Origin of the sequence: Marinovum sp., assembly GCF_034669705.1 — a bacterium.
In the GTDB taxonomy this organism is placed as follows: domain Bacteria; phylum Pseudomonadota; class Alphaproteobacteria; order Rhodobacterales; family Rhodobacteraceae; genus Marinovum.
Genome location: NZ_JAXMOR010000028.1, coordinates 1 through 26,512, shown reverse-complemented (window position 1 = coordinate 26,512; position 26,512 = coordinate 1). Strand labels below are relative to the sequence as shown.

Sequence of the window (26,512 nt, the reverse complement as noted above, 5' to 3'; positions counted from 1 at the left end):
GTCTGACAAGGACTGTAGCTGTCATCGGTTAACCCGCAGTTAAGGATCGCCATGTGTAATGGGGGCGAACCGAGATTAGCCTGGAGAGCCGAGTTGGCAGACTGGATCAGCGCCGAACCCCCGGAGGTGGAGCACCCGCAACAGGGCGATCGGCGGCCGTTGTACCTCATTGCCGCCTCGATCGTCCTGATTGGCGTCTCGGGGACCTTGCCGGATGGCATTCCGGCCCTTGGAACCCTCGCGCTTGGCGTCGGTATCTTTCTGTCGGCTTTGGTGCTGCACGGGCGATCGGTGGTCCGCAAGCGCGGCCAGCATCGGCTGCTGAAACAGGTCTCGCGGCTCTTTGCCGGCGATCCCGCGGTCACCGTCGTGGCCGACGCCGAGGGCGAGATCCAGCATTTCAACGCTGCCGCCGCCAGTCGGTTTCAAGAGGCGGCGGAGAATACGGCGCCAGAGACCAGTGAAATCAGCAGCGTGGCCGGGCTTCTGCGCGGGCTGATGGCGAACCCCGCCAGCGTGGTCTACCGTCTGCAAAAGAAGGCCGAGGCCCACGGTGTGGGGACTGACACGGTCAGCACCCGCAACGGACAGGTGGCGCTCTCGGTGCATGACATCGGCGCCGGCCTGCGACTCTGGCGGATCGAGGAGAGCCGGGCCACCGCCACCGAACAGGCCGAAACCGGGCTTATTCCACGGGTCACGGTCGGCCGTGGCGGCACGATCCTGTTCATGAACGCGGCCGCGCGCAAGCTGATCGGCAAGCGGATCTCGGCGCTCGACCGGCTCAGCAGTGATCTGCCCGAGAATGGCAAGGTGATCTCGCTCGACACCGCCAGTGGTCCGGTGGCGCGGCTGGTCAGCGAAGTGCCTCTCAACGGCGGCCGGCGCGAGCTGTTTTTCCTGCCACCCCCGGCCGAAAGCGAGAGCAGCACCAGTTTCGACCATCTCAGCGTGCCGCTGATGAAAGTGTCGCAAAACGGCGTGGTGACCCGCGCCAACCACGAGGCGCTCAAGCTGCTCAACGCCGAGGAGGTCACTGGCAAGAAACTGGCCGACCTGATGGAGGGTCTGGGCCGCCCGGTTACCGACTGGCTGCGCGATGCCGCGGCCGGTCGCGGACAGAAGCAATCCGAGTTCCTGCGCATCATCCGCCGCGACCGCGAGGTCTTTGTTCAGGTCGTGCTGAATCGCGTCTTCGAAGATGGCGAGCCGTCGATCATCGCGGTGTTGAACGACGCGACCGAGCTCAAGACACTCGAGGCGCAATTCGTCCAGAGCCAGAAGATGCAGGCCATCGGTCAACTGGCCGGCGGCGTCGCACATGATTTCAACAATCTTCTGACTGCGATTTCAGGCCATTGCGACCTGCTCTTGCTGCGGCACGACCAGGGGGACCCCAATTACGGCGATCTGGTGCAGATCAACCAGAACGCCAACCGCGCCGCGGCGCTGGTGGGGCAGCTGCTGGCCTTCTCGCGCAAGCAGACACTGTGCCCCGAGGTGCTCGACCTGCGAGACACCCTCGCCGATCTGACTCACCTGCTGAACCGGCTGGTGGGCGAAAAGGTGGTGCTGGCACTTGATCATGATCCGGTGTTGCGCACCATCCGCGCCGACAAGCGGCAGCTCGAACAGGTACTGATGAACCTCGTGGTCAATGCGAGGGACGCCATGCCGGAGGGAGGAGAAATCCGTATCACGACCGAGGGTCTCACGCTCGAGGCCCCGCTCAAGCGCGACCGGGCCTCTGTGCCGCCGGGCGAATATGTGCTGGTCAAGGTGCAGGACATGGGCGTCGGCATCGCCGCCGACATGCTGCAGAAGGTGTTCGAGCCCTTCTACACCACCAAACGGACCGGCGAGGGCACCGGCCTCGGGCTATCGACCGTCTATGGCATCGTCAAGCAAACCGGCGGCTTCATTTTTGTCGATTCGGCAATTGGCAAGGGCACCTGTTTTTCGCTGCTGTTTCCGGTCTTCAGCGAGAAACCGGCGGCGGATGCGGCCTGTCCGATGAATGAAGAAGAGGCCGGCAGCAGCCCGGAACATGATGCCGTGATCCTGCTGGTCGAAGATGAGGCACCGGTGCGGGCCTTCGCCAGCCGGGCCCTGCGGATGCGCGGCTTCAAGGTGCTCGAGGCGGCCTCGGCCGAAGAGGCGCTCGACATGCTGCGCGACCCGGAGGTCGAGGTGGATGTCTTTGTCACCGATGTGGTGATGCCCGGTCTCGACGGGCCGAGCTGGGTGCGACAGGCCTTGGAAGACAGGCCGGAGGTCAAGGTGGTCTTTGTGTCGGGCTATGCCCAGGAAAGCTTTCACGACGACCAGGCGGCGATCCCGAATTCCACCTTCCTGCCAAAGCCGTTTTCGCTGGTGGAGCTGACCGACACGGTGCAGCGGCAGTTGCACTGACCGCCCGTCCCGGGCCTGACCCGGGACCTCATGGCCGGCATGGAAACCCCGGCACTGGGGCCGGGGCGACCGACGGCGCCGGGGAAGGGGTGCAATACCGTCGCGCGGGTCAGGAAATCGATGCGTAGAGCTCGAATTCCGCCGCGCATTTCCGACGCAGCTTTGCCTCGGTTTTCGGTGAGAGCGATACCGCCATTTCCGGCGAGACGTTTTCACGCGGCAGATCGAGGGACACAGATAGCCGATCCTCGAGAAAATCAATCAGTTTCTGCTGGTCCTCATAGCGGAACAGGTGGGTCACCCGAGTGCCATTGGGGCGCGGCTCGAGGAACTTGGCCTGGCTGCCAACATTGGCAAACCCGGGACGCTCGCCCTTGCAGTAGCCCTCGACAAATTCGTCGAAGCTCAGAGCCTCGGTCGAATTCGGCTTGCCGGCCATGAAGGGCCGCTGTCTGTAGCGGTACCAGCTCGACAGCCAGGAAATCGGCTCGCGCATCACCGCAAGGGTTTCCATGTCCGGCGCACCCATCTTCTCGAACATCGGCCGAAAAAAGCGGTTGTACCGATAGACCGGCGCATGTTTCAGGTCCGGCGGGTTGAGGATCGCTATGTCAGCGCGCGGCGCGAGCGCCGTCTCCCAGGCCGAAGTGCCGGTCTTTGGAACCGCTAGAAACGCCAGTCTTTCCTTCCAGAATACAAGCACTTGCACGACCCTCTTGAAGCGCGTCTCACGGTGTTTTCGCAGCATAGGCGGGCGGAAATCCGCCGTAAACCTCTCTTTAACGTTTCTGCGAAACAGTGAGGCAGGATCAGAATAAACTTGAAATGTTCCTGTTTTGGTCGCATCTAGGAACAAGGCAAGAACATTTGGTGGCATTGCCGCTCGCGAGGCGGTATGGAATAAGGGCCCGAACGCATGGCAACGGCAGATCTTCTCTCGATGAGCAAAAAGAACAACCCCGACAAGCAAAAGGCGCTCGACAGCGCCCTGGCCCAGATCGAACGTCAGTTCGGCAAGGGCTCGATCATGAAACTCGGCGGTGAGAACGCGCTGCCCGATATCGAGGCGACCTCGACCGGCTCGCTGGGCCTCGATATCGCGCTCGGGATCGGCGGGCTGCCGAAGGGCCGGATCATCGAGATCTATGGCCCCGAATCCTCGGGCAAGACCACGCTGACGCTGCATTGCGTTGCGGAAGAGCAGAAAAAGGGCGGCGTCTGCGCCTTTGTCGACGCCGAGCACGCGCTTGACCCGCAATACGCCAAGAAACTGGGCGTCGATCTCGACGAGCTGCTGATCTCTCAGCCGGATACCGGCGAACAGGCGCTCGAGATCACCGACACCCTGGTGCGCTCCGGTGCGGTCAACCTGGTGGTCGTCGATTCCGTCGCCGCGCTGACCCCGAAGTCCGAGCTCGAGGGCGACATGGGCGACAGTTCGGTCGGCGTGCATGCCCGGCTGATGAGCCAGGCGATGCGCAAGCTCACCGGTTCGATCAGCCGGTCGAAATGCATGGTGATCTTCATCAACCAGATCCGGATGAAGATCGGGGTCATGTTTGGCTCGCCCGAGACGACCACGGGTGGCAACGCACTGAAGTTCTACAGCTCGGTCCGTCTGGATATCCGCCGTATCGGCGCGATCAAGGATCGCGACGAGGTGGTCGGCAACCAGACCCGCGTCAAGGTGGTCAAGAACAAGGTCGCGCCGCCGTTCAAGCAGGTCGAATTTGACATCATGTATGGTGAGGGCATCTCGAAGATGGGCGAGTTACTCGATCTCGGCGTCAAGGCCGGAGTGGTCGACAAGTCCGGCGCGTGGTTCTCCTATGGTGACGAGCGGATCGGGCAGGGGCGCGAGAACGCCAAGACCTTCCTGCGCGAGAACAAGCGCATGGCGCTGGAGATCGAGGACAAGATCCGCGCCGCCCACGGCCTCGATTTCGACATGCCGCCCGAGGACAAGTCCGATGAGGACGTGATGGAGGCCTGAGCCTCCGGTCAGCGCAGCAGGCCCGAGGCCTCGACAGGCGCAGACGGGGACTGCAGAAACCCCCCGGTCCTTGACGCAGGGCCGAGAATACCCGGAACAGGGCGTAGCGACGGCTGCGCCCTGTATCGTTTCAAACCTGTATCGTTTCAGCCCTGTTCGTCCAAGCGTGTTCTTCCGGGCGCGTCGGTTCGGATCTGCGCTTCCGAGCACTTCGGTCCCGGTCCATCGTCCGGGCCGTTCGTTTCGGTCCTCCGGCCAACCGGTTATGGACAGTGCCGGGGCAGGGCGATACACCTGCGCCGACCTTGAGAAGAGATGACCCAATGGCCACGCTGAACGACATCCGCTCCACCTTCCTCGATTTCTTTGCCAAGAACGGCCATGAGGTCGTGCCCTCGAGCCCGCTTGTGCCGCGCAACGACCCGACGCTGATGTTCGTCAACTCGGGCATGGTGCAGTTCAAGAACCTCTTCACCGGCGTCGAGACCCGCGATTACAAGCGCGCGACCACCAGCCAGAAATGTGTCCGCGCCGGCGGCAAGCACAATGATCTCGACAACGTCGGCTATACCGCGCGGCACCATACCTTCTTTGAAATGCTGGGAAATTTCAGCTTCGGCGACTACTTCAAGACCGAGGCGATCCCCTACGCCTGGGAGCTAATCACCCGCGATTTCGGCATCGATCCGACCCGGTTGCTGGCCACGGTCTACCACACCGATGACGAGGCCTTTGAAATCTGGAAGAAGGTCGGCGTGCCCGAGGACCGGATCATCCGCATCGCCACCTCCGACAACTTCTGGCAGATGGGTCCGACCGGGCCCTGCGGCCCTTGCACCGAGATCTTCTACGATCACGGCGAGCATATCTGGGGCGGCCCTCCGGGCAGCCCGGAAGAGGACGGCGACCGGTTCATCGAGATCTGGAACATCGTCTTCATGCAGAACCAGCAGTTCGAGGACGGCTCGATGGTCCCGCTCGAGATGCAGTCGATCGACACCGGCATGGGGCTGGAACGGATCGGCGCGCTCCTGCAGGGCAAGCACGACAATTACGACACCGACCTGATGCGCAGCCTGATCGAGGCCAGCGCCGACGTGTCGAGCACCGATCCCGACGGGCCGGGCAACGTGCATCACCGGGTGATCGCCGATCACCTGCGCTCGACTTCGTTCCTGCTGGCCGACGGGGTGATGCCCTCGAACGAGGGCCGCGGCTATGTGCTGCGCCGGATCATGCGCCGCGCCATGCGTCATGCGCACCTGTTGGGCGCGAAAGACCCGATGATGTTCCGGCTGGTGCCGGCGCTGGTGCGGCAGATGGGGGCGGCCTACCCTGAGCTTGGCCAGGCGCAGGCGCTGATCGAGGAGACGCTGCGGCTGGAAGAGACCCGCTTCAAGGCGACGCTCGACCGCGGGCTGAAACTGCTTGATGATGAGCTGTCGGACCTGCCCGAGAATGCGCCGCTGCCGGGCGAGACCGCCTTCAAGCTCTATGACACCTATGGTTTCCCGCTCGACCTGACGCAGGATGCGCTGCGCGAAAAAGGCCGCGAGGTCGACACCGGCGGGTTCGATGCCGCCATGGCCGAGCAGAAGGCCAAAGCGCGCGCCGCCTGGGCCGGCTCCGGCGAGACCAAGGATGCCGAGATCTGGTTCGACATCGCCGACAAACACGCCGCCACCGATTTCCTTGGCTATGACACCGAGGCGGCCGAGGGCCAGGTGCTGGCACTGGTGCGCGACGGCGCCGAGGTCGAGACACTGGAGCCCGGCGACGCGGGCTGGCTGGTGGTCAACCAGACGCCGTTCTATGCCGAATCCGGTGGCCAGGTGGGCGACAGCGGTCACTACCTGAAACCGGGCGGCAAGGGCGTGATCGCCGACACTCGCAAGATGGCCGGCGGGCTCTTTGCCCATCGGGTGACACCGGAAGAGGGGTCCTTGGCCAAGGGCGACGCGCTCGAGCTCAAGGTCGACCATACCCGCCGCAGCGCGATCCGCGCCAACCACTCGGCGACCCACCTGCTGCACGAGGCGCTGCGCGAGGCGCTCGGCGACCACGTGGCGCAGCGCGGCTCGCTCAATGCCGACGACCGCCTGCGGTTCGATTTCAGCCATGGCAAGGCGCTGAGCCTCGACGAGATCGCCCGGGTCGAGCGCGACGTGAACCGCTATATCCGCCAGAACGCCCCGGTCGAAACCCGGATCATGACGCCGGATGACGCCCGTGGCCTCGGTGCCCAGGCGCTCTTTGGCGAGAAATACGGCGACGAGGTCCGCGTGGTCTCGATGGGCCGCAAGGACGGCTCCGGCAAGGGTTCTGACAAGGCGACCTATTCGATCGAGCTCTGCGGCGGCACCCATGTGCGCCAGACCGGCGATATCGGCGCCTTTGTCTGCTTGGGCGACAGCGCGTCTTCGGCCGGGGTGCGGCGGATCGAGGCGCTGACCGGTCAGCCCGCGCTCGACTACCTGCGGGCGCAGGACCACCGGCTGGCGGAGACCGCGCTGGAGCTCAAGGCGCAAGCCGACGAGGTGCCCGAACGGGTGCGCGCGCTCTTGGACGAGCGCAAGGCGCTGCAGGCCGAGGTGGCCAACCTGCGCCGCGAGCTGGCGATGTCCGGCGGGGCGCAGGGGCCTGAGGCCGCGGTCGAGGAGATCGGCGGCGTGCCCTTCGTGGCGCAGGTGCTGACCGGGGTGACCGGCAAGGACCTGCCGCCGCTGATCGACGCGCAGAAGGAAAAGCTGGGCTCGGCCGCGATCCTCTTGATCGCCGACACCGGCGGCAAGGCGGCGGTGGCGGCCGGGGTGACCAAGGACCTGACCGAGAAGGTCTCGGCGGTCGATCTGGTGCGCGCGGCGGTGGGGCAGCTTGGCGGCAAGGGCGGCGGTGGCCGGCCTGACATGGCGCAGGGCGGCGGTGCCAGCGCCGAGAATGCAAGCAAGGCAATCGAGGCGGCCAAGGCCGTGCTGGGAGGATAGGATGAGCGCATATTGGATCGCCCATGTGCATGTGACCGATGAAGAGGCCTATGGCCGCTACGCCAAGCTGGCCGGCGTGCCGATTGCGGCGCACGGTGGCGAGTTTCTCGCCCGCGGCGGGGCGCATGAGACGCTCGAGGGCAAAGACCGCGCGCGCCACGTGGTGGCGCGGTTCCCCTCGCTGCAGGCGGCGCATGACTGCTATCATTCCACGGCCTACCAGGAGGCGCTGAGCCATGCCAAGGGCGCCTCGGAACGCGACCTGATCATCGTCGAAGGCGTGTGAGAGGCGAACGGTGGGTCAAAGAAATCACCCTGCGCACGCCGTAGGGTGGGTTTCCAACCCACCGCCACACCAGGGATCTCGGGTCTCCCCCCACAAAAACGCGAAAAGGCCGGGCATCACGCCCGGCCTTTGCCGTTTCCAGACTGCTAGGCGGCTCAGCCCGCCTTCGACATCCGCTTGCGCTCATGCGGGTCAAGGAAGCGCTTGCGCAGACGCACCGAGGTGGGCGTCACTTCGACCAGCTCGTCGTCGTTGATATAGGCAATCGCCTCTTCCAGCGAGAGCGTCACCGGCGTGGTCAGCCGCACTGCCTCGTCGGTGCCGGAGGCCCGCACGTTGGTCAGCTTCTTGCCCTTCAGCGGGTTCACTTCCAGATCGTTTTCGCGCGAATGCTCGCCGATAATCATGCCTTGATAGACCTTGGCCTGGGCGCCGATGAACATCTTGCCGCGATCCTCGAGGTTCCACAGCGCATAGGCCACCGCCTCGCCGTTCTCCATCGAAATCAGCACCCCGGCACGACGGCCCGGGATCGGCCCCTTGTGCGGCGTCCAGCCGTGGAAGACGCGGTTCAGCACGCCGGTGCCGCGGGTGTCGGTGAGAAACTCGCCGTGGTAGCCAATCAGCCCGCGCGAGGGCACATGGGCGATGATCCGGGTCTTGCCGGCGCCGGCCGGGCGCATCTCGGCCAGCTCGCCCTTGCGGGCGCCGGTCAGTTTCTCGATCACCGCGCCGGAGTATTCGTCATCGACGTCGATGGTGGCTTCCTCGACCGGCTCCATGCGGGTGCCGTTGTCGTCCTTCATGATCACCTGCGGACGCGAGATCGACAGCTCGAACCCCTCGCGGCGCATGTTCTCGATCAGCACGCCCATCTGCAATTCGCCGCGGCCCGAGACCTCGAAGGCCTCGCCGCCCGGCGTGTCGGCGATCTTGATCGCGACGTTGCTCTCGGCTTCCTTCATCAGCCGCTCGCGGATGACGCGGGACTGCACCTTCTTGCCGTCACGGCCCGCGAGCGGGCTGTCGTTGATGCCGAAGGTCACGGTGATGGTCGGCGGGTCGATCGGCTGGGCATCGAGCGGCTCGTCGACGGCCAGCGCACAGATCGTGTCGGCCACGGTGGCCTTGGACATGCCGGCGATCGAGACGATGTCGCCGGCCTGCGCCTCTTCGATGTCCTGCTGGCCCAGACCGCGGAAGGCCTGGATCTTGGTGACGCGGAACTGTTCGATCTTCTGGCCGATGCGCGACAGCGCCTGCACCGTGGCGCCGACCTTGAGCTTGCCGGTCTCGACCCGGCCGGTCAGGATGCGGCCGACAAAGGGATCGGCGCCCAGGGTGGTGGCCAGCATGCGGAAGTCCTCGTCGCGATGCTTGATCTGCTTGGGGGCCGGCACGTGGTTGAGCACCAGATCGAAGAGCGCGGTCAGGTCCTTGCGTGGCCCGTCAAGCTCGTGATCGGCCCAGCCGTTGCGGCCAGACGCATACATATGCGGGAAATCCAGCTGGTCGTCATTGGCGTCGAGCGAGGCGAAGAGGTCGAAGCATTCGTCGAGCGCGCGGTCCGGCTCGGCATCGGGCTTGTCGACCTTGTTGAGCACCACGATCGGCCGCAGCCCCAGCGCCAGCGCCTTGGAGGTCACGAATTTGGTCTGCGGCATCGGGCCTTCAGCCGCATCGACCAGCAGGACAACGCCATCGACCATCGACAGGATGCGCTCGACCTCGCCGCCGAAATCGGCGTGGCCGGGGGTGTCGACGATATTGACGCGGTGGCCCTTCCACTCGACCGAGGTCGGCTTGGCAAAGATCGTGATGCCGCGCTCGCGCTCGAGATCGTTGCTGTCCATGGCACGCTCGTCCACGGCCTGGTTGGCCCGGAAGGCGCCGGATTGTTTCAGAAGCTCGTCAACGAGTGTGGTTTTGCCATGGTCAACGTGCGCGATAATCGCGATATTGCGAAGGTCCATCGAGATGCCTTTATGTCGGAGTTGCGCGCCACCTATCGCCGCGCGCCCCGAAATGCCAGACCTAATGTGTCGCGGCCGCGGAAAACAGCTGGATCACGGCAATTCCGCCGATGATCATGCCCATCCCGATCACCGCCGGCAGATCGAGTTTCTGCTGGAACACCAGCGCGCCGATCACCGCGATGAACACGATCCCCAGCCCCGACCAGAGCGCATAGGCCACCCCCACCGGGATCGTCCTGAGGGTCAGCGCCAGCAGGTAGAAGGCCAGCGCATAGGCCACCACCACCAGCACCGAGGGCCAGAAGCGCGAGAACTGCTGGCTGGCCTGCAGCGCCGAGGTGCCGACGGTTTCCGCCGCGACGGCAAGCACGAGCGCAAGATAGGCTGGCATCCCACAGGCTCCTTTCAGACTGGACACGATCCCCCGGCTTCTTCTGTTCAAAAATACCGCGGGGGTCCGGGGGCTGGCCCCCGGTCCCGGCCTCTCACAAAACCGCTACGCCGGCAAGTGGATCGGCAGCCTCGCCCGGATCGCCGCATCCACCTCCGCCGCCAGCCGCGCGGGCGCGCGCTCGGCCAGGATCGCGAGCTTGCGCGCCGTGGCCTTGACCAGCAGCTCGGGCCGCCCCAGTTCCTGCCATTCCTTGGGCGAGGACCGGTCGCCGAGCGCCGGGTAGACATAGTCGGTCTGCATCAGCCCGAGGGTCTGATCGGTGCCGAGGTAATGCCCCGGCCCGGAGAGGCAGACCTCGCGGATCACCTCGACCGAGACCGTATCCTCGGTCACCTCAATGCCGCGGACGCAACGCAGGGCCTGGCCGATCAGGTCGTCGCCGAGGATCAGGCTCTCGTGGCAGAAGCCCAGCAGAGAGGCATGCATCCCCGCCGCCTCGTAGACCATGTTCAGCCCCGACAACCCCGCCATGACGTTCGAGCACATCTGCTCCCAGCCGGCCTGCATGTCGGGCAGTTTGCTGTCGGCGATCCCCGCCGCCGCGCCGCCGCGCAGGTCATAGAAGGCGTGCATCTGCGCGCAGCCCGCGGTCAGCAACGCCTGCTCGCCAGAGCCGCCGGACATCGCGCCGGTGCGCAGGTCCGACACGAAAGGCCAGGTGCCGAAGATCGCCGGGTGGCCGGGTTTGACCGCGTTGACATAGACCAGCCCGGCCAGGCATTCCGCCGTCGCCTGCACGATGGCACCGGCGATCGACGCGGGGGCGGTGGCACCGGCCTGTCCGGCCGAGAGCAGCAGGACGGGGATGCCGCCGCGGATGCAGGCCTCCATCACGAGGCAGCTCTCGGTGGCGAATTTCAGCGGCGGCACGACAAAGCAGTTGGAGTTCGACACGAAGGGCCGCGCCCGCCAGGCCTCCTCGCCGCCGGCCACCAGATGCAGCAGCTCGAGCGCCGGGCCGACGTTGGCGGCCTCGGTGAACGATGTGCCGATGTGCTTGGTGGTGCCAGAGACGCAGGCATAGAGCGTGTTGATGTCCATCTCGAAGGGGTCTGGGATGTCGCGCGGCACCATCGGGCGCTGGACGAAATGGATATTGTCGAGCGTGTCGGCGATCCGCGCCGCGTCATGCAGGTCCTGCAGGGTGCTTTCGCGGTAGTTGCGCCCGTCGTGATCGACCATGTGCACCGCCGCGCCGGCGGTGCCGTAATGTACCCGCGTGCCGCCGAGCTGCAGGTCCTGGCTCGGGTCGCGGCCATGCAGGGTGATGGCGCGATTGGCGCTGGCGATGGTGTCCTCGATCAGCGCCGCTGGAAAGCGCAGCCGGCCGTCGGTGCCCAGCACCGCGCCGGCGCCGGTCAGCGCCGTGATGCCGCTGGGCGGGGCATCGGCGAGGCCGACGGTCTCGAGCAGTTCCAGCGCGGCGGCATGGATGCGCGCCATCTGCGGCGCGGTCAGCGGCCGCAGGGTGCCGCCGGCCATGCCGGGGCGGATCGGCCGCAGATGCTCGGCGAGCTTGGCGGCGCGGGCCGCGCGGCGCGCGGCGCGGCCGCCCATGCGGGCGGGTTTGGTCTGTGGGTGGTCTTTCATGTCGGGCTCCGGCGGAGAGGGAAGGGGTGGGCTCAGCGCCCTAGGGGCCTGCCGCGTGCGGCACGACCCCGGCCGGCGCCGATGGTCCTGCAAGTGATGATGTGAAGGCATTCCCTGCCGGTCATCCACGCGCTCCCGCCAATCCCGCGAGCTTTGCGCGGAATGCCCGCGGCGTCTGGCCCGTTTGCGACATGGCGTCGCTTTCGGCGCGCGGCGACGCTGAACCTGACCCGTGGCGGCCTGCGGGGCGCCAGAGCGACAGTTCTGCATGGCAAGCATGTAAAGCCCGCATGCGCGCTCACCGACGCGCCTGCCGCAGCCAAAGCGGCCACCTGTCACGCCAAAGGCGTGCCGGGGATAACTGGCTTTGATGCGTTGGGGAAGCCAGCCGCTGGCCTCCTGCATCGTGTCTGCCAAAGACGTGCGGGCTGCGCCCTTGCTCCGGGCCGGGGTGTTTGCTCTTGGCCGTCGCGGGACCCTAGAGGGAGAGGCGCCGGATCAGGTCCGGCGCGGGATCGGCCGCACCCTTCGCGGAAGAGACCGTATCGCCTGCAAAAATCCGGCTCCTTGTGTTGCGACAGTTGTTGACCGAAGCGCATTGCGCAATAGTTCGACGGTAACATGCGACACGCTCAAAGCCCTGCTGCCCGCCCCGCAGGCCGAAAGTGGAACCCCTATGTTGATGCCCCTCGAGATCCTGCCGGGAAGCTATTGCGGCGCCGCCCCCCTCCCGGCGCAGGCGCTCTTGGTCTGGAACCTTGACCCTTTGCTGCTGGCCGTCCTCGCACTGGCCGCGCTGATCGTGCGGCGCAGCCCGCAGGGGCTGGCCGGGGTCGCGGTGCTGGCGGTGGCCTTCGTCTCGCCGATCTGCGCGGTCTCGGTGGCGCTGTTCTCGGCCCGGGTGGTGCATCATGTGTTGCTGGTCGCCGTGGCGGCCCCCTTGCTGGCGGCGGCCCTGCCACGGCGGGCAGCGCATCCGGGGCTGGCCTTTCTGGTCTCGACCGCGGTGCTCTGGGGCTGGCACCAGCCGGCGGCCTATGACGCGGCTCTGGGCGACATCGCCGTCTACTGGCTGATGCAAACGACGCTGCTGGCCTCGGCGATCTGGTTCTGGCGCGCGGTGCTCTCGGCCGCGGTCGGCATCGAGGCGGTGCTCTGGGCGCTGGCCGGGCTGATGCAGATGGGCGCGCTCGGGGCGCTTTTGACCTTTGCGCCGGCACCGCTCTATGCCGCCCATGCGCTGGCGCCGTTGGACTGGGGGCTGACGCCGCTCGCCGACCAGCAACTCGGCGGGCTGATCATGTGGGTGCCGGCGATGCTGCCCTATCTGGCGATGATTGCCCTGCTGGCGCGGCGCAGCTGGCAGGCGGCGGCCAACCCGGGCCGGGGGCAGGGCGCTGCATGAACTGGCTCACCGGGGTGATCCCGCATCTCAAGGCGCTGCACGTGGCGATGCTGCTCTTGTGGTGCGCCGGGCTCTTTGCCCTGCCGCTGATGCTGGCGCGGCACGACCCGGCGATCGGCCAGAGCGATTACACCCGGATGCGCAAGGCCACCCATTTCGCCTATACGCTCTGCGTCACCCCGGCGGCGGTGATCGCCATCGCCTCTGGCACGGCGCTGATCTTCCTGCGCGAGGTCTTTGTCACCTGGATGTTCGTCAAGCTGGTGGCGGTGGCCCTGCTGGTCACCTTTCACGTCTGGGTCGGCTATGCGGTGGTGGCTGTGGCGGAGCGTCGCAAGGCGCCGCATGGCCCGAAAGGTATGGGCGTCGCGATCACGCTGCTGGTGGCGCTGATCCTCGGCATCCTGACGCTGGTGCTGGCAAAGCCGGAACTGGGCGAGGTGCCGCTGCCCGACTGGCTGCACGAGCCGCGCGGTCAGCCGCTGCCCTTCGACGTGCCCAGACGATAATCGAACACGAGTTTTCCGCCATGCCAGCCCGTCACCATCACCACCAGCACGTTGAACGCCGACAGCAGGATGCCGTAGGGCAGGATCGCGCTCTCGTAGCCCTGCATCCGTGTGCCCCAGTTCAGACCGAGCAGCGACAGCAGCATCACCGCGATGACGAAATGCGTCCAGGCGGGGGCGCGGGCGCGGATGCCGGGCACCAGCAGCAGCTCGGCGGTGCCGGTGGCGCCGGCAGCCAGACCAAACAGAAATGCGGTGCCCGCCGCCCAGACCGCCGCGCGCGCCCAGAACAGCTCTCCCGACCACCAGTAAAGCGCATCGGCGCCGAAGGTGCAGAAGGTCAGCGCCACTGGAAAGGCCACGCTCATGGCATGGATCGGATGGCCCCAGATGCCGACGTTGGTCTCGGTGTCGTCATAGCCCGGAGACTGGGCGATCGGGTCCTGCAGGCTGTCGATGGCGTTTTCTTCGGGCTCTCTCGGCATCGGGCTGTCCTTTTGCGGTCGGGGTGTGCCGGTGTAACGCTGCTGGCGCTCTCGGGTTGCGAAGAAACCTTGTCGACGCTGCATCCGGCCGGCCCCGCGGCGGCGGTCATTGCCACGTTGTGGTGGGTCCTGCTGGCCGGTGCAACGGTTATCTGCCTGTTCGTCGCGGCGCTTCTGGTCTGGGCCTGGCGCCGCCCGCCGGGTGCCACCGACGAGCGGCGTTTTGTCATCGGGCTGGGCCTCGGCTTGCCGCTGGTGGTGCTCTCGGCGCTTCTGGCCTATGGCGTGGTGGTGGGCGAGCGGTTGCTGCCGCGGGCCGCGCCGGAGGTGGTCACCGTCCATGCCGAGGCGCGGCAATGGGCCTGGCGCTTTGCCTATGACGACGCGCCCGGGCGCGAGACCGAAGACATCCTGCACATTCCCGCCGGCCGCCCGGTCGACGTGGCGATCACCACGGCGGATGTGGTGCATTCCTTCTGGGTGCCGCGGCTGGCGGGCAAGCTCGACGCGGTGCCGGGCCATGTCAACACGCTCAGGATCGAGGCCTATGCGCCGGGCCGCTACCAGGGCCTCAGCGCCGAATTCAGCGGGCGCGGCTACCGCGACCACGGCTTCGAGGTGATCGCCCATGACGCCGCGGACTGGCAGGCCTTCGTGACGGGAGAGACACCATGAACGCGCTGCGCCGCCACCGGGCCCTGACCCGGATCTGGGCCTCGGACCCCGGCTGGAAAGGCTGGTTCACCAGCGTCAACCACACCGACCTCGGGCGCATGTTCCTGACCGTGGCGACTTTCTTCTTCGTGGTCGGCGGCCTTCTGGCGATGCTGATCCGGGCGCAGCTGGCGACGCCGCGCTCGGCCTTTCTCGGGCCGGATCATTACAATCAGATCTTCACCATGCACGGGACGATCATGATGTTCCTCTTCGCGATCCCCTTCTTCGAGGGGCTTGCGGTCTATCTTTTGCCAAAGCTGCTGGGCACCCGCGATCTGGCCTTTCCGCGGCTCACCGCCTACGGCTTCTGGTGCTATGTCTTCGGCGGCGGGATGATGATCTTTGCGCTGCTGGCGGGCCTCGCGCCCGACAGCGGCTGGTTCATGTATCCGCCGCTGTCCTCGACCCTCGGCGCGCCGGGCATCAACCCGGATTTCTGGCTGATCGGCATCACATTCGTCGAGATCTCGGCAATTGCGGCGGCGGTCGAGATCACCGTCACCGTGCTGCGCTATCGCGCGCCGGGGATGAAGCTGTCGCAGATGCCGATCTTTGCCTGGTACGCGCTGGTGACGGCGGTGATGATCCTGACCGGCTTTCCGCCGCTGATCCTCGGCTCGATCCTGCTCGAGCTCGAACGCGCCTTCGGCCTGCCGTTCTTTCAGGTGGCCCAAGGCGGCGATGCGCTGCTGTGGCAGCACCTGTTCTGGCTCTTCGGCCACCCGGAGGTATACATCATCTTCCTGCCGGCGGCGGGCGCGATCTCGACCATCCTGCCGGTGATGGCGCGCACAAGGCTGATGGGCTACGGCTGGATCGTGGCGGCGGCGGTGTCTCTGGCAGTGCTGAGCTTCGGGCTCTGGGTGCATCACATGTTCACCACCGGCATTCCGCACATGGGGCTGGCGTTCTTTTCCGCCGCCTCGACGCTTGTGGCGGTGCCCACGGCGGTGCAGATATTTGCCTGGATCGGCACCATCGCCAAGGGCCGGCCACAGCTGCACCTGCCGATGCTCTGGCTTCTGGCCTTCTTTGCCACCTTCGTGATCGGCGGGCTGACCGGGGTGATGGTGGCCATTGTGCCCTTCGACTGGCAGGCGCATGACACCTATTTCATCGTCGCCCACCTGCATTACGTGCTGGTCGGCGGTTTCGTCTTTCCGATGCTGGCGGCGCTCTATTACTGGATGCCGCATTTTACCGGGCGACGGACCTATTTCAAGCTGGGCCCTACCGCCTTCTGGCTGGTGTTCTGTGGCTTTCACGGCACCTTCCTGCTGCTGCATTGGGCCGGCTTGATGGGGATGCGGCGGCGGATCGATACCTTTGATCTCGGCCAGGGCTGGGAGCTGATCAACCTCATCGCCTCGGTCAGCAGCTTTGTCATGGCCATCGGCTTTGCGCTGGTGCTGGTCGACGTGGCGATCAACGCGCTGGTGGCGATCCGCGGCTCGCGCGATCCCTGGGGGGCCGGCACGCTGGAATGGGCGATGACGACACCGCCGCCGGCCTACAACTTTGCCAGCCTGCCGCAGATAGGTTCGCGCGATCCGCTTTATGACACCCCGGACCTGCCGGCCCAGCTGGCCCGCGGCGAAGGCTACCTCGGCGATCCGTCCCGCAACCGCCGCGAGACTCTGACCATCGATATCGCCAGTGCCAGACCGCGCTACATCGTGGTCTTTCCGGGCAATACTGCGCTGCCGGTGGTCATGTCGGCGGTGACGGGGCTGTTCTTTCTCGGCATGCTGCTCAAGGCCTACTGGCTGGTGCCGATCTCGGCGCTCGGGGTGATCGCCTGCGCGCTGCACTGGGTCTGGAGCCTCGGGCGCAGCCGTCCCGAGGGACCCTTGCCGGCGGGCCGCGGCCTGTCGCTCGGCACCGCCGCCGAGGCGTCGGACCCGCCCGGCTGGTGGGGTTCGCTGTTCCTGCTCTTGGCCGATGGTACCTTCTTCGGCTCGTTGCTCTTCGGCTATGCCTTCCTTTGGACCGTGGCACCCAACTGGCCGCCGGCGTCCTATGCCGAGCCCGGGTTTCCGGGGGCGCTTCTGGTGTTGGGCGGCGCCGGTCTGACGGTGATCGGCGCGCGACTGAGCCTGACGGTAGCCGCGCTGGGCCTGGGGCTGATGATGGCGGCCGGTGTCATCCTGTTGACCGAGGTGCCTGACTCGGTGGCGCATGCCTATGACGCCACGGTCTGGGTGCTGGTGGGCTATGGTCTGCTGCACCAGGCGGTCTGCCTGCTGATGACCGCCCTGGTCGCGGCGCGGCAACAGGCCGGCCACGCGCCGGCCACGCTTTACGGCGCGCGACGGGTGCTGCGGCTCTGGTGCAGCTACACGGTGCTGACCTCGCTGGTGATCGCCGCGGCGGCGGGGCTGCCGGGGGCACTGTCATGACCAGCATCCTGCGCATCGCCCTGCCGCTGACGCTCTGGCTGGCGGGGTTCTCGGCGATCTACGGGCTCCACGGCCTGCTATGCTCGAGCCGCTGGGCGGTGGCGGGGGACGATCTGCCGGGCCGCGGGCTGCTGATCGCGGCGGCGGCGGTGGTTCTGGTGCTGCAGGTCGCACTGATCGGGGTGCTGCGCAGCTCGATCTGGTCTGCCTCCGATCCGGTGATCCGCCACATCAGCCTCGGCCTCGGGGTGGTGGCGCTGGTCAGCTCGGTCTGGACCCTGATGCCGGTGCTGACGGTGTCGCACTGCCTCTGAATACCGCAGGCGGTATCCAGGCTGCATTGGTTCGCTAGGACCGCTGATACGGCCGCGTTCCAGTGTTTTCCGACCACGGGCCGGGGCCGAAGTAAAGTGATTGCTCGCAATTTGAAGGCGCAATGCCGCAAGTGCACTTCCCCTCACAAGTTTTGCTATATGAAGCGATATCAGTGGGATAGTGGCGGATGGACAGGGATTTGTAACTTGGGTCCCCCTGAAAGGACAACGGATTTCAAGACCGTTTCTGTATGCGTCCTGCCAACGACAGTCAGTGATGATATGGCGGATCAGGTGACATAGTAAAAGGACATAGTCATTCACCTATGCAGAAGTTCATCAGTTTCTTCTCAGGTGAGGCGACCTGACCGTGGTCCTAAGCACCGTTCTCATATCGTCTACAACGGCGAAACAAAGGGCTGGACGTCCTGTTGATGGGGCAGGCCGCGATGATCCCCGAAAAGCGTGTCAGCATCGGCACCGGACAGACTGAGTGGCGTTATTTCTGAAGCTCCGTGCAACTCTTCTTGACCGGCTTCCCGAGCGTGCATGCCGGGTTTTACTTGCCATGCGAGTTTGATTGCAATCGCTAACGTCCACAGGGGCTTGCACGCTTGCTTCGCTTCGCCACGTAAATGCGCATCGCAGTTGGCAGAAGACATCTGCGGTTTACCGGGGTGGGCCTGTCAGCCAATGTGACATGCATTGCCGCAAGTTGTCCCGAACTCCGGCCCACCGAGAGCGGAGCCCTCTATGCTCAAGTCCAGACTTGTTCGCTATATCGATGCTGTGGCGCGCCACGGCTCGGTCCGCAAGGCGTCGGAAATTTTGAACATTGCCCCCTCGGCCGTGAACCGACAGATCCTGGAATTCGAGCGTGCGCTCGGCATGCCGCTTTTTGACCGGCTGCCGCGGGGCATGAAGCTGACCAGTGCCGGCGAGGTCGTGGTCAGCCATATCCGCCGAATGGACAGCGAATTGAACATGATGGACGCGCGGCTGCGGGACCTCAAGGGACTGCAGGCCGGCACCGTGCGGTTGGTGGCGGCCTCGGGGTTGATGTCGTCGTTCATCGCGTCGACGGCGGCGCGGTTCTGCGAGGCGCACCCGATGGTCGATCTCAAGATCGACACTTTGTCTTCGGAAGAGATTGTGCAGGCGGTGGGGGCAGGGGATGCCGATCTCGGGCTCAGCTTCGATCTGCCGCGCGATCCCGCTCTCACGACCTTGGCAAGCATGCACCAGCCGCTTGGTGTCGTGGTCCGGCCGAATCACGTCCTGGCCCGCCGACCGGCGCTGCGGCTGAACGATTGCGTTGGCGAGAGGCTGATCCTTCCGCCGCGGGGCAGTGGCATTCGGGTGCTGCTGGACGTGGCTTTTGCCGAAACCCGGATCGATCCGAACGTCGTTGTCGTGTCGAATTCGGTTGAACTGCGCAAGGCCTTCGTCCGCGAAGGCACGGGGATCACCATTCTCGCCGCGGTCGATCTCGTCGCGGACGTCACCGATGGCGCCTTGAGACATGTGCCGCTGGCCGATCCGCATGTGCCGGGCCAGACCCTCAAGCTGGTCAGCCGCGCCAAGGGCTCGCTGGAGCCGCTGCAAGCCAAGCTTGCCGAGACCTTTCGGCGTGCCTTCGCGGACCTCGGGGCGAGTGTGTAACCTTTTTGCGCACACATATAGCGATTCTTTGCTCTTTTATCGCTCTGTCAGCCGGGCATGCTTGGGTCATCGCGCACAGCCTCCAGGGCGGCGCATCATTCAGGAGACGTCACAACATGCGCAGCAGCTTGATTGCTCTCGTAACCGCTCTGTCGACCGCACCAGCCTATGCCGAGGACTGGCCCAGCAACACCATCCGGATTGTCGTCGGCTTTACCCCTGGCGGATCCAGTGATCTGGTGGCAAGACTGATTGCGCCGCTGGTCAGCGAAGACCTGGGAACCGAAGTCATCGTCGAGAACCTGCCGGGCGCGGCCTCGACCATCGCGGCGGCCAAAGTGGCCGAAACGGCGCCTGACGGTTACACCTTCTTCCTGTCCAACGTGTCCGCCAACGGAATCGCGCCCTTCACCTATCCCGGGTTGAGCTATGACCCGGTTGCGGATTTCGACGACGTCACCATTCTTGGCTATATCCCCGCCGTTCTTCTCGCATCCCAGAGCACCTCTGTCGGCACGCTCGAAGAGTTTCTGTCCGAGGCCAAGGCCGGGTCGGATTCCATCTTGTTCGGTTCCGGCGGCCACGGCACGATGAACCATGTCAGTGGCGAGATGCTCAACATGTCGGCCGGGCTGAACATGGAACATGTCGCCTACAAGGGCTCCGCCGAGGCAATGAACGATCTCCTGGCCGGTGTCATCGACTATCAGTTCGACGCGCTTACCCAGAACGTCGGCCAGATCAACGCCGGCGCGATCAAGGCTCTGGCCATCACCACGCCGGAACGCTCGCCCGCGGCGCCAGAAAGGTGGCCGCCAAACTGGAAGACCAGCGGCACCCTGCCAGGTGGTTGAGGAACATGATCCGATCCATTCGCATAAGTGTCCGGTTGGTAAGCCTGCAAAGAGACGGGCCAGAGTCGAACTCGGATAGAGTGAACCTCCGGTCGTCAGTGCGAAGGCGTGTCCACCAAGGGTAACAAGTTCTGGGCGCGAACTTGGCGATGGTGAAGCGGTCGTTGATCTGAACTGTATCTTGCATGGTGTCCTCCTTAACTCGGTTTTTCAGTTTCGTAGTCGGCGGCCTGCCAGGCCTTCCAGCTTCCGGGCACATTGCGCACCTGCTCGAAGCCATTCTTCTTCAGCAGGCTCGCGGCAATCGAGGCGCGGAAACCGCTGGCGCAATAGGTGGCATAGGGGGTCGAGCGATCGAGGTCCTCCAGCTCCTCGCGCAGCTTGCCAAGAAAGGCATGTCGGGCGCCGGGGATGTGCCCGCCCTCCCACTCGTCAGGTTTGCGCACGTCGAGCGGTTGCAAATCTTCCGCCTTGTTAAGCTCATGCACGGAGATCTGCGGGATCTGGGCAAACTCCCGCCCCGCTTCGCGCCAAGCCGCCATCCCCCCGGCGAGGTAACCGCCGAAGTTTGTGAAACCGGTGCGCCAGAGCAGGCGAAGGACGTCGGACAGATCGCCGTCATCATGCAAGACGAGGTATAGCGGCTTCTCGGGGTCGAGCAGCCATCCCGCCCAGACCGAAAGCTCAGGCCGGGCGCCGATATTGAGGCTTCCGGGCACGTGACCCGCGCCGAAGTCCATCATGTCGCGCACATCGAGAAGCTGCGCGCCTCCCTCTGCCGCCTCGGCAAAGCGCGCCACGGTCATCGGTTCGATCCGCGGCAGGTTGCGCTGGACCTCGGGCCCTTCGGAATTCACCTTCTTCATCCGCGGGTAATGTGTCGGCACCGGCGGTGCATCCCCCAGGATCGCCTCCTTGAACTCGTCCAGATCCTCGATCTGGGCGTAGCTGTTGAAGCGCCGCTCATAGCCGATGGTCGATGACATCCGGTCGCCGATATCCGGCCCACAGGCCGAGCCAGCACCGTGGCAGGGATAAATGATCACATCGTCTGGCAGCGCCAGGAAGACGTCGCGGACCGTGTGAAAGAGCTTCTCGGCCAGCTCCTCGGACTGGTCGTCGCCCAGCAGATCCGGCCGGCCAACGCTGTCGACAAAGAAGGCGTCGCCCGACAGCACGCCCCAGGGCGTCTCGGTATCGCCGTCGAAGAGCAGGTAGGACATATGCTCCGGCGTATGGCCGGGGGTGAAGCGTGCCTTCATGCGCATGCCACCAAAGGTGAATTGGTCCCCGTCGCGCACCGGCTCGTGATCAAAGCCGTAATCAGCGCCGCCCTCGGTGCTGACATAGAGCTTGGCCTGCCCACCCAGCCGATCCACCAGCTCACGGGCGCCGCTCAGGAAGTCGGCATGGATATGGGTCTCGAAGACATGGGTGATGGCCATGCCGAAGCGCCGCGCTGTCTCGAGATAGACCTCCACGTCGGGACGCGGATCGACAACGGCGCAGGTATGGGCCGAGTCGTCGCCGAGCAGGTAAGAGCATTCGGCGACCCCGTCGGCCAGTATCTGTTCAAAGCGTAGGGTCATTTCAGGTCCTCCTGCTGACAAACCATTGACTGCCGCAGGGTGTTCCCATTCGGCCGGTTCAACAGGTGAGGTTCCGCTGACTGCGCCGCCGTCGCCGGCGACCAACATTTCCGGCAGTGGGCCTACCGCCCGGTTGCGCTGTTCGGGATGTCGGCCGCGTCTTTCAGAGACAGCGCGGCCTCGTGCTGGCTCAGGAAAATCTCGCCCGTCAGTTCCTCCAGGAAATGGCTGCGCTTGAGGCGGTCCATGACCGGTCCCTTCACCTCGCTCAGATGCAGGCGGATGTCAGCGTCGCGGAGCCGGGCGTTGATCGCTTCAAGCGATTCCAGCGCCGAGAGGTCGACCTCGTTGACCGCCGGGAACATCAGCACCACGTCCGTCAGTTCCGGCTTGTCGGCGGCATAGGCGGCAAGCTGGTCCTCGAGGTAGCGTGCGTTCGGAAAATAGAGGCTCTCATCGACCCGCAGCGACAGCACGTGCGGCTGGGTCTCCACCTCGTGGCGCAGCACGTTGCGGAAATGCTCGGTGCCCGGCACGCGACCCACCACTGCCATATGCGGACGCGACGTCTTGTAGAGATGCACGAGGATCGAGGTGACGACACCTGCCGTCACCCCAAGCTCGACCCCGGCCAGCAAGGTCAGCAGGATCGTTACCGCAACCGCAGCGAAATCGGCGCGGCTGAAGGCCCAGGCGCGCTTGAGGATCGACAGGTCGACGAGGCTCAGCACGGCCACGATGATCGTGGCCGAAAGGGTGGCCTTGGGCAGGTAGTGGATCAGTGGCGTCAGGAACAGCGCTGCCAGAGCAAGGCCGAGGGCCGTGAAGGCGCCGGCGGCCGGGGTCTCGGCGCCGGCGTCATAGTTGACCACAGAGCGCGAGAAGCCGCCGGTGACCGGGAAGCCGCCGGTGAAGGCCGCGCCCATGTTGGCGGCGCCGAGCCCGATCAGTTCCTGGTCGGGATCGATGCGCTGGCGCTTCTTCGCGGCGAGGGTCTGGGCGACCGAGATCGATTCCACGAAGCCGATGATCGAGATCAGCAACGCTGGCATGGCCAGTTGCCGGATCAGGTCAGGCGAAAGGGATGGCAGGGTGAGCGGTGGCAGGCTTTGCGGCACCTCGCCGACGATGGCAACGCCGCGCTCGCCGAGATCGAAAAGCCAGACGGCCAGCGTGGTGCCGACGATGGCCAGAACCGGGCCGGTCTTTGCGCCGAGGTCGGCCATCCGGGGGCTGAGGCCCGCACGCAGCAGAAGCGGCTTCAGCCCGCCGCGCACCCAGTAGAGAAAGGCGGTGGCCGAGGCACCAAGTGCGAGGGTGAGGACGTTGACGTCACCCAGATGCGCCCAGAGGCTGGCGAGGATCTCGATCAGCGTGTGGCCTTCGGCCTCGATGCCGAGGATGTGGCGCAACTGGCTGGCCGCGATCAGAATGCCGCTGGCGGTGATGAAGCCCGCGATGACCGGGTGCGACAGGAAGTTGGCCAGGAAGCCCAGGCGTAACAGCCCCAGGGCAAGCAGCATCGCGCCGGAAAGCGCCGCCAGCGTCAGCGCCGCCGTGACATAGCCCGCCGTGCCGCTTTCGGCGATATTGCCGACCGCCGCAGCCGTCATCAGCGACACCACGGCCACCGGTCCGACCGCCAGCGCCCGCGACGTGCCAAAGATCGCATAGAGGAGGATCGGCGCGATGGAGGCGTAGATCCCGGCCTCGGGCGGCATCCCGGCCAGCAAGGCATAGGCGAGCGACTGCGGGATCAGCATGATCGTGACGATCACCGCCGCGACAGCATCGCCTGTGAACGCAGAACGATCGTAGCTGCGGCCCCAGTCAAGGATCGGGAAATAGCGCGACAACGACATGGTAAAAGGTCCGGGGTCAGTGAGGAACTTGCGGGTGGCCTGATAACCACCCGCCCGAGGTTCAGTCGAAGCGGTTGACCGGCAGCTTCAAGTAATGATTGCCGTCATCCTCGGCCGGCGGGAGCCGCCCGCCCCGCAGGTTCACCTGGAGCGCGGCGAGGATGCGGTCAGGCAGCGGCAGTGTCGCGTCGCGCTCCTGCCGGCGCTTGATGTAGTCGTCACGGTCGGTGCCGTCCTTGACGTGCTTGTTGTTCGCCTTGTGCTCTGCAACCGTCGCTTCCCACATCGGCTCGTCGCGGTCCGGCCCGCCGTAGTCATGGCCGACGAAGAGCCGGGTGTTGCCCGGCAGCGCCAGGATCTCCTGGATCGAGTCCCAGAGCTCGGTTGTCTTGCCGCCCGGGAAGTCCGAGCGCGAGGTGCCGATATCGGGCTGCATCAGCGTGTCATGCACGAAAGCCGCGTCGCCGCAGACGTAGGTGATCGAGCCCAGTGTGTGGCCCGGCGAGAGCATGATCTTCACGTCGAGCTCGCCAATACTGAATGTCTCGCCCTCCTCAAAGAGACGGTCGAAATCGCGTTCGGGGTCGAAGGCATCCGGCAGGTTGTAAAGATCGGCCCAGATCTTCGCGATCTCGGGAACCAGAGCCCCGATGGCGTTCAGTGCGCCGGTGCGTTCCTTCAGCTGCGCCGAAGCCATCACGTGATCGGCATGCGGATGCGTGTCGAGCACCCACTCAACTTCCAGACCGTTCTCGCGCACGAGGTCCAGAACCTGGTCCATGCTCTCGGTCGAGAAGCGATAGTTCCGATGATCGAAGTTCCATGCCACGTCGATCAGCGCTGCTTTCTTCGTCGTCGGATCGGCACAGATGTATTGGATTGAACCGGTGTCAGGTTCATAGATGCCCCAGACATCGGGGCTGCCTGCTCCGGTCGAGGGCGAATGGCGGACGACGCGGGACTTCAGCGGATCACTCATTGGGTGGCTCCTTTCAGCGAGAAGGGGTTGTCGGGCACATGGCGGGCGGCCCACATGCCGATCAGCATGAACGGCACAAAGATGAGGGTGCCTGTGGCGGCGATGGGAAGGGCGGTGAGCGCCGGGCCGGGGCAAAATCCCCCGAGCCCCCAGCCGGTTCCGAAGATCGCCGCACCGACAATCAGCTTCGGCTCGAGGTCACTCTTTTGCGGAATGCGGAACTTGCTGTCGAAGAACGGCCGGCTGCGCGCGCGGGTAAGCCAGGCGAAACCGGGCGCCGTGACAAGGATGGCGCCGCCCATCACGAAAGCCAGGCTTGGGTCCCAGCGGCCGAACAGGTCGAGGAAGTTCAGCACCTTGGCAGGATTGGCCATGCCGGAGATGATCAGGCCGAGGCCGAAGATCAGGCCGGAGATTAGGGCAAATATCTGTTTCATCGGTGGGGCCTCAGATCAGGTGACGGGTGACGAGGACGGTGAGGATGGCGGTCGCCACGAAGACCGCCGTGGCAACGATAGACCGCGCCGAGCCGCGCGAGATGCCGCAGACCCCGTGGCCGGAGGTGCAGCCGCTGCCAAAGACGGCGCCAAAGCCGACAAGCAGGCCGGCCACCGCCATCAGGATGGGGCTCGCGGGCACCCATTGCTCAGGCCAATCGCCGGACACCAGCAGCCAGAGCGGAGCGGCCAGCAACAGGCCCAGGACAAACAGCGCCGAGACGCCACGCGCCTCGCCATCGGTGCTGCGGGCAAAGATGCGTGAGGTCAGGCCGCTGATCCCGGCGATCCGGCCGTTCGTGGCCATCAGCAACACGGCTGATGCGCCGATCATCATGCCGCCGCCGAGCGACAGCCAGGGTGTGAATGCAGTTTCCATCTCTCGACTCCGTGATGTCGCGCGGACCTCGCGCGCTTGATACCGTCTACTACGGTATGTATATCGCTGCATGAATATTCAAGAGGTGGAATGTAATGGCGGGAGACGATCTGCTTGAGGGCGACATCAGGAAAGCCACAGAGCTGATGAAGATGCTGGCTTCGGAGGCCCGCCTGCGGATTTTGTGCCGTCTGGTCGAGGGCGAGCTCTCCGTTGGCCAGCTCGCGCAGGCCTGTGGCGTTGCCCAGCCCACGATGTCCCAGCAGCTCAAGCGCCTGAAAGACGCTGGTCTGGTCGAGGGGCGACGCGAAGCCCAGACGGTCTACTATCGGCTGGCCGGGAATGAAGCCGCGGCGGTGCTGGAGACCCTCCACGCCCTGTATTGCGCGCGTTAGTGCTGTCCACCGTCAACTGAAACTTGCCTGGCAACTTGAACGGATAAGGCTATTGAGTATTGATCCCGCCTGCCGTGTAATTCGCCGTATGAACACACAAGCGATCAGGCGACTTGGCGTCCAGATGCGCCGGCGTTTCGCCGGCGATGCCCGGAGCCTGAAGATCGGCCTGGCCGGTGCCGTGGCAACGCTCATGGTGGCCTCGATCTGGATCGTGGTCGACGCACGGCAGGACGAGCAGGCCGACGTCCGCACCGCGGCGGCGAACATCAGCGCGCTCCTTGCGCAACAAGGCAGGACCGCGCTGGAGTCGACCGACCTTGCATTGCGTGCGATCGCCGCTCGGCTCGAACGCGAGGACCTCCCGCAAGACGACGCAGAATTTCGCACGTTCATTCGCAGTCTCAACGAACGCCTTGAGACCGTGCGCGCGCTATTCGTCATTGGACCGGACGGCGACATCAGCCACGACACCGATTACCCGGACACGCCGCGTGTCTCGCTCGCGGACAGGCGGTATTTCAGCGTGTTGCGCGACGACGCCAACAGGGACTTCTACGTCGGCGGCCCGATCCTGAGCCGGTCGGTCTCGCGCTGGTTTGTTCCTGTCGCACGTCGCCTCGAGTCCACCGATGGCCAATTCGCCGGGGTTGCGGTGGCGGCGCTCGAGCCGAACTTCATCGAACGAACCTACGGCCGCCTGAAACTCGAGCCGCGTGACGTAGTCGCCCTGTTTCATGCGGACCGAACGCTGATTGCGAGCGTCCCGCC

At 65.3% G+C, this 26,512-nt stretch carries 24 protein-coding genes; 13 read left to right on the top strand and 11 right to left on the bottom strand.

Annotated features, from left to right (window positions below; translation table 11 throughout):
• Positions 1 to 93 precede the first annotated feature (93 nt).
• Positions 94 to 2,412: an ATP-binding protein gene (locus VOI27_RS17360; RefSeq protein ID WP_323766832.1), complete on the top strand. Its 2,319-nt coding sequence runs from the start codon at positions 94 to 96 to the stop codon at positions 2,410 to 2,412.
• A 109-nt stretch (positions 2,413 to 2,521) separates the two neighbouring features.
• Here VOI27_RS17360 and VOI27_RS17355 read toward each other — a convergent pair whose 3' ends face one another.
• A complete protein-coding gene (locus VOI27_RS17355) occupies positions 2,522 to 3,115 on the bottom strand; it encodes a gamma-glutamyl kinase (protein ID WP_323766896.1) in 594 nt (197 codons plus the stop codon).
• A gap of 213 nt (positions 3,116 to 3,328) precedes the next feature.
• On the opposite strand from VOI27_RS17355, the gene recA reads away from it, so the two are divergent.
• The 3 genes from recA to VOI27_RS17340 all read left to right on the top strand — a co-directional run bounded on the left by recA (position 3,329) and on the right by VOI27_RS17340 (position 7,675).
• A complete protein-coding gene (recA, locus tag VOI27_RS17350) occupies positions 3,329 to 4,405 on the top strand; it encodes a recombinase RecA (protein WP_323766830.1) in 1,077 nt (358 codons plus the stop codon).
• Positions 4,406 to 4,728: 323 nt separating this feature from the next.
• A complete protein-coding gene (alaS, locus tag VOI27_RS17345) occupies positions 4,729 to 7,389 on the top strand; it encodes an alanine--tRNA ligase (RefSeq protein ID WP_323766828.1) in 2,661 nt (886 codons plus the stop codon).
• 1 nt (position 7,390) lies between these two features.
• Positions 7,391 to 7,675 carry a DUF1330 domain-containing protein gene (locus VOI27_RS17340; protein WP_323766826.1) on the top strand — a complete coding sequence of 95 codons (285 nt, stop codon included), beginning with the start codon at positions 7,391 to 7,393 and terminating at the stop codon, positions 7,673 to 7,675.
• 155 nt (positions 7,676 to 7,830) lie between these two features.
• On the opposite strand, the gene typA is transcribed toward VOI27_RS17340, so the two are convergent.
• The 3 genes from typA to VOI27_RS17325 form a co-directional block, all read right to left on the bottom strand.
• On the bottom strand, positions 7,831 to 9,648 hold the full coding sequence (typA, locus tag VOI27_RS17335; RefSeq protein WP_323766823.1) for a translational GTPase TypA: 1,818 nt from the start codon (positions 9,646 to 9,648) through the stop codon (positions 7,831 to 7,833).
• A 61-nt stretch (positions 9,649 to 9,709) separates the two neighbouring features.
• Entirely contained in the window at positions 9,710 to 10,042 is a 333-nt protein-coding gene (locus tag VOI27_RS17330; RefSeq protein ID WP_323766821.1) for an SMR family transporter, read from the bottom strand.
• A gap of 105 nt (positions 10,043 to 10,147) precedes the next feature.
• A complete protein-coding gene (locus VOI27_RS17325) occupies positions 10,148 to 11,695 on the bottom strand; it encodes a trimethylamine methyltransferase family protein (protein WP_323766819.1) in 1,548 nt (515 codons plus the stop codon).
• Positions 11,696 to 12,371: 676 nt separating this feature from the next.
• Between VOI27_RS17325 and VOI27_RS17320 the strand changes: the two genes are divergently transcribed.
• The gene (locus VOI27_RS17320; protein WP_323766817.1) at positions 12,372 to 13,100 is read left to right on the top strand and encodes a cytochrome c oxidase assembly protein; all 729 of its coding nucleotides are present in this window, start codon (positions 12,372 to 12,374) and stop codon (positions 13,098 to 13,100) included.
• Complete coding sequence (locus VOI27_RS17315; RefSeq protein ID WP_323766815.1) at positions 13,097 to 13,609, top strand: CopD family protein; 513 nt, start codon at positions 13,097 to 13,099, stop codon at positions 13,607 to 13,609. The genes VOI27_RS17320 and VOI27_RS17315 overlap by 4 nt, the downstream gene beginning before the upstream one ends.
• Here the strand turns inward: VOI27_RS17315 and VOI27_RS17310 are convergent.
• On the bottom strand, positions 13,576 to 14,094 hold the full coding sequence (locus VOI27_RS17310) for a DUF2231 domain-containing protein (protein ID WP_323766813.1): 519 nt from the start codon (positions 14,092 to 14,094) through the stop codon (positions 13,576 to 13,578). The genes VOI27_RS17315 and VOI27_RS17310 overlap by 34 nt on opposite strands.
• 69 nt (positions 14,095 to 14,163) lie before the next feature.
• Between VOI27_RS17310 and VOI27_RS17305 the strand changes: the two genes are divergently transcribed.
• The 3 genes from VOI27_RS17305 to VOI27_RS17295 are packed head-to-tail and all read left to right on the top strand — an operon-like array spanning position 14,164 to position 17,524.
• On the top strand, positions 14,164 to 14,769 hold the full coding sequence (locus tag VOI27_RS17305) for a cytochrome c oxidase subunit II (protein WP_416374689.1): 606 nt from the start codon (positions 14,164 to 14,166) through the stop codon (positions 14,767 to 14,769).
• On the top strand, positions 14,766 to 17,210 hold the full coding sequence (gene ctaD / locus VOI27_RS17300) for a cytochrome c oxidase subunit I (RefSeq protein ID WP_323766811.1): 2,445 nt from the start codon (positions 14,766 to 14,768) through the stop codon (positions 17,208 to 17,210). The genes VOI27_RS17305 and ctaD overlap by 4 nt, the downstream gene beginning before the upstream one ends.
• Positions 17,207 to 17,524: a hypothetical protein gene (locus VOI27_RS17295; RefSeq protein ID WP_323766809.1), complete on the top strand. Its 318-nt coding sequence runs from the start codon at positions 17,207 to 17,209 to the stop codon at positions 17,522 to 17,524. The genes ctaD and VOI27_RS17295 overlap by 4 nt, the downstream gene beginning before the upstream one ends.
• 398 nt (positions 17,525 to 17,922) lie before the next feature.
• On the opposite strand, the gene VOI27_RS17290 is transcribed toward VOI27_RS17295, so the two are convergent.
• On the bottom strand, positions 17,923 to 18,186 hold the full coding sequence (locus VOI27_RS17290; protein WP_323766807.1) for a hypothetical protein: 264 nt from the start codon (positions 18,184 to 18,186) through the stop codon (positions 17,923 to 17,925).
• 91 nt (positions 18,187 to 18,277) lie between these two features.
• On the opposite strand from VOI27_RS17290, the gene VOI27_RS17285 reads away from it, so the two are divergent.
• Both VOI27_RS17285 and VOI27_RS17280 read left to right on the top strand, forming a co-directional pair.
• Positions 18,278 to 19,186 carry a LysR family transcriptional regulator gene (locus VOI27_RS17285; RefSeq protein WP_323766892.1) on the top strand — a complete coding sequence of 303 codons (909 nt, stop codon included), beginning with the start codon at positions 18,278 to 18,280 and terminating at the stop codon, positions 19,184 to 19,186.
• Positions 19,187 to 19,302: 116 nt separating this feature from the next.
• Entirely contained in the window at positions 19,303 to 20,040 is a 738-nt protein-coding gene (locus VOI27_RS17280; protein WP_323766806.1) for a tripartite tricarboxylate transporter substrate binding protein, read from the top strand.
• A gap of 197 nt (positions 20,041 to 20,237) precedes the next feature.
• Here the strand turns inward: VOI27_RS17280 and VOI27_RS17275 are convergent, their stop codons facing one another.
• The 5 genes from VOI27_RS17275 to VOI27_RS17255 all read right to left on the bottom strand — a co-directional run bounded on the left by VOI27_RS17275 (position 20,238) and on the right by VOI27_RS17255 (position 25,346).
• Positions 20,238 to 21,629: an MBL fold metallo-hydrolase gene (locus VOI27_RS17275; protein WP_323766804.1), complete on the bottom strand. Its 1,392-nt coding sequence runs from the start codon at positions 21,627 to 21,629 to the stop codon at positions 20,238 to 20,240.
• Between the two features lie 122 nt (positions 21,630 to 21,751).
• Complete coding sequence (locus VOI27_RS17270; protein WP_323766802.1) at positions 21,752 to 23,491, bottom strand: SulP family inorganic anion transporter; 1,740 nt, start codon at positions 23,489 to 23,491, stop codon at positions 21,752 to 21,754.
• Positions 23,492 to 23,552: 61 nt separating this feature from the next.
• A complete protein-coding gene (locus tag VOI27_RS17265; RefSeq protein ID WP_323766800.1) occupies positions 23,553 to 24,470 on the bottom strand; it encodes an MBL fold metallo-hydrolase in 918 nt (305 codons plus the stop codon).
• Positions 24,467 to 24,907 (bottom strand): YeeE/YedE family protein, encoded by a 441-nt coding sequence (locus tag VOI27_RS17260; protein WP_323766798.1) that lies wholly within the window; start codon positions 24,905 to 24,907, stop codon positions 24,467 to 24,469. Before VOI27_RS17260 ends, VOI27_RS17265 begins: the two co-directional genes overlap by 4 nt.
• Before the next feature lie 10 nt (positions 24,908 to 24,917).
• Positions 24,918 to 25,346, bottom strand: coding sequence for a YeeE/YedE family protein (locus VOI27_RS17255; RefSeq protein ID WP_416374688.1), 429 nt, complete (start codon positions 25,344 to 25,346; stop codon positions 24,918 to 24,920).
• Between the two features lie 95 nt (positions 25,347 to 25,441).
• Here VOI27_RS17255 and VOI27_RS17250 point away from each other — a divergent pair, with 95 nt between their 5' ends.
• Complete coding sequence (locus VOI27_RS17250; RefSeq protein ID WP_323766794.1) at positions 25,442 to 25,741, top strand: metalloregulator ArsR/SmtB family transcription factor; 300 nt, start codon at positions 25,442 to 25,444, stop codon at positions 25,739 to 25,741.
• Between the two features lie 52 nt (positions 25,742 to 25,793).
• A partial coding sequence (locus VOI27_RS17245) for a hypothetical protein (protein WP_323766792.1) occupies positions 25,794 to 26,512 on the top strand: 719 nt, incomplete at its 3' end.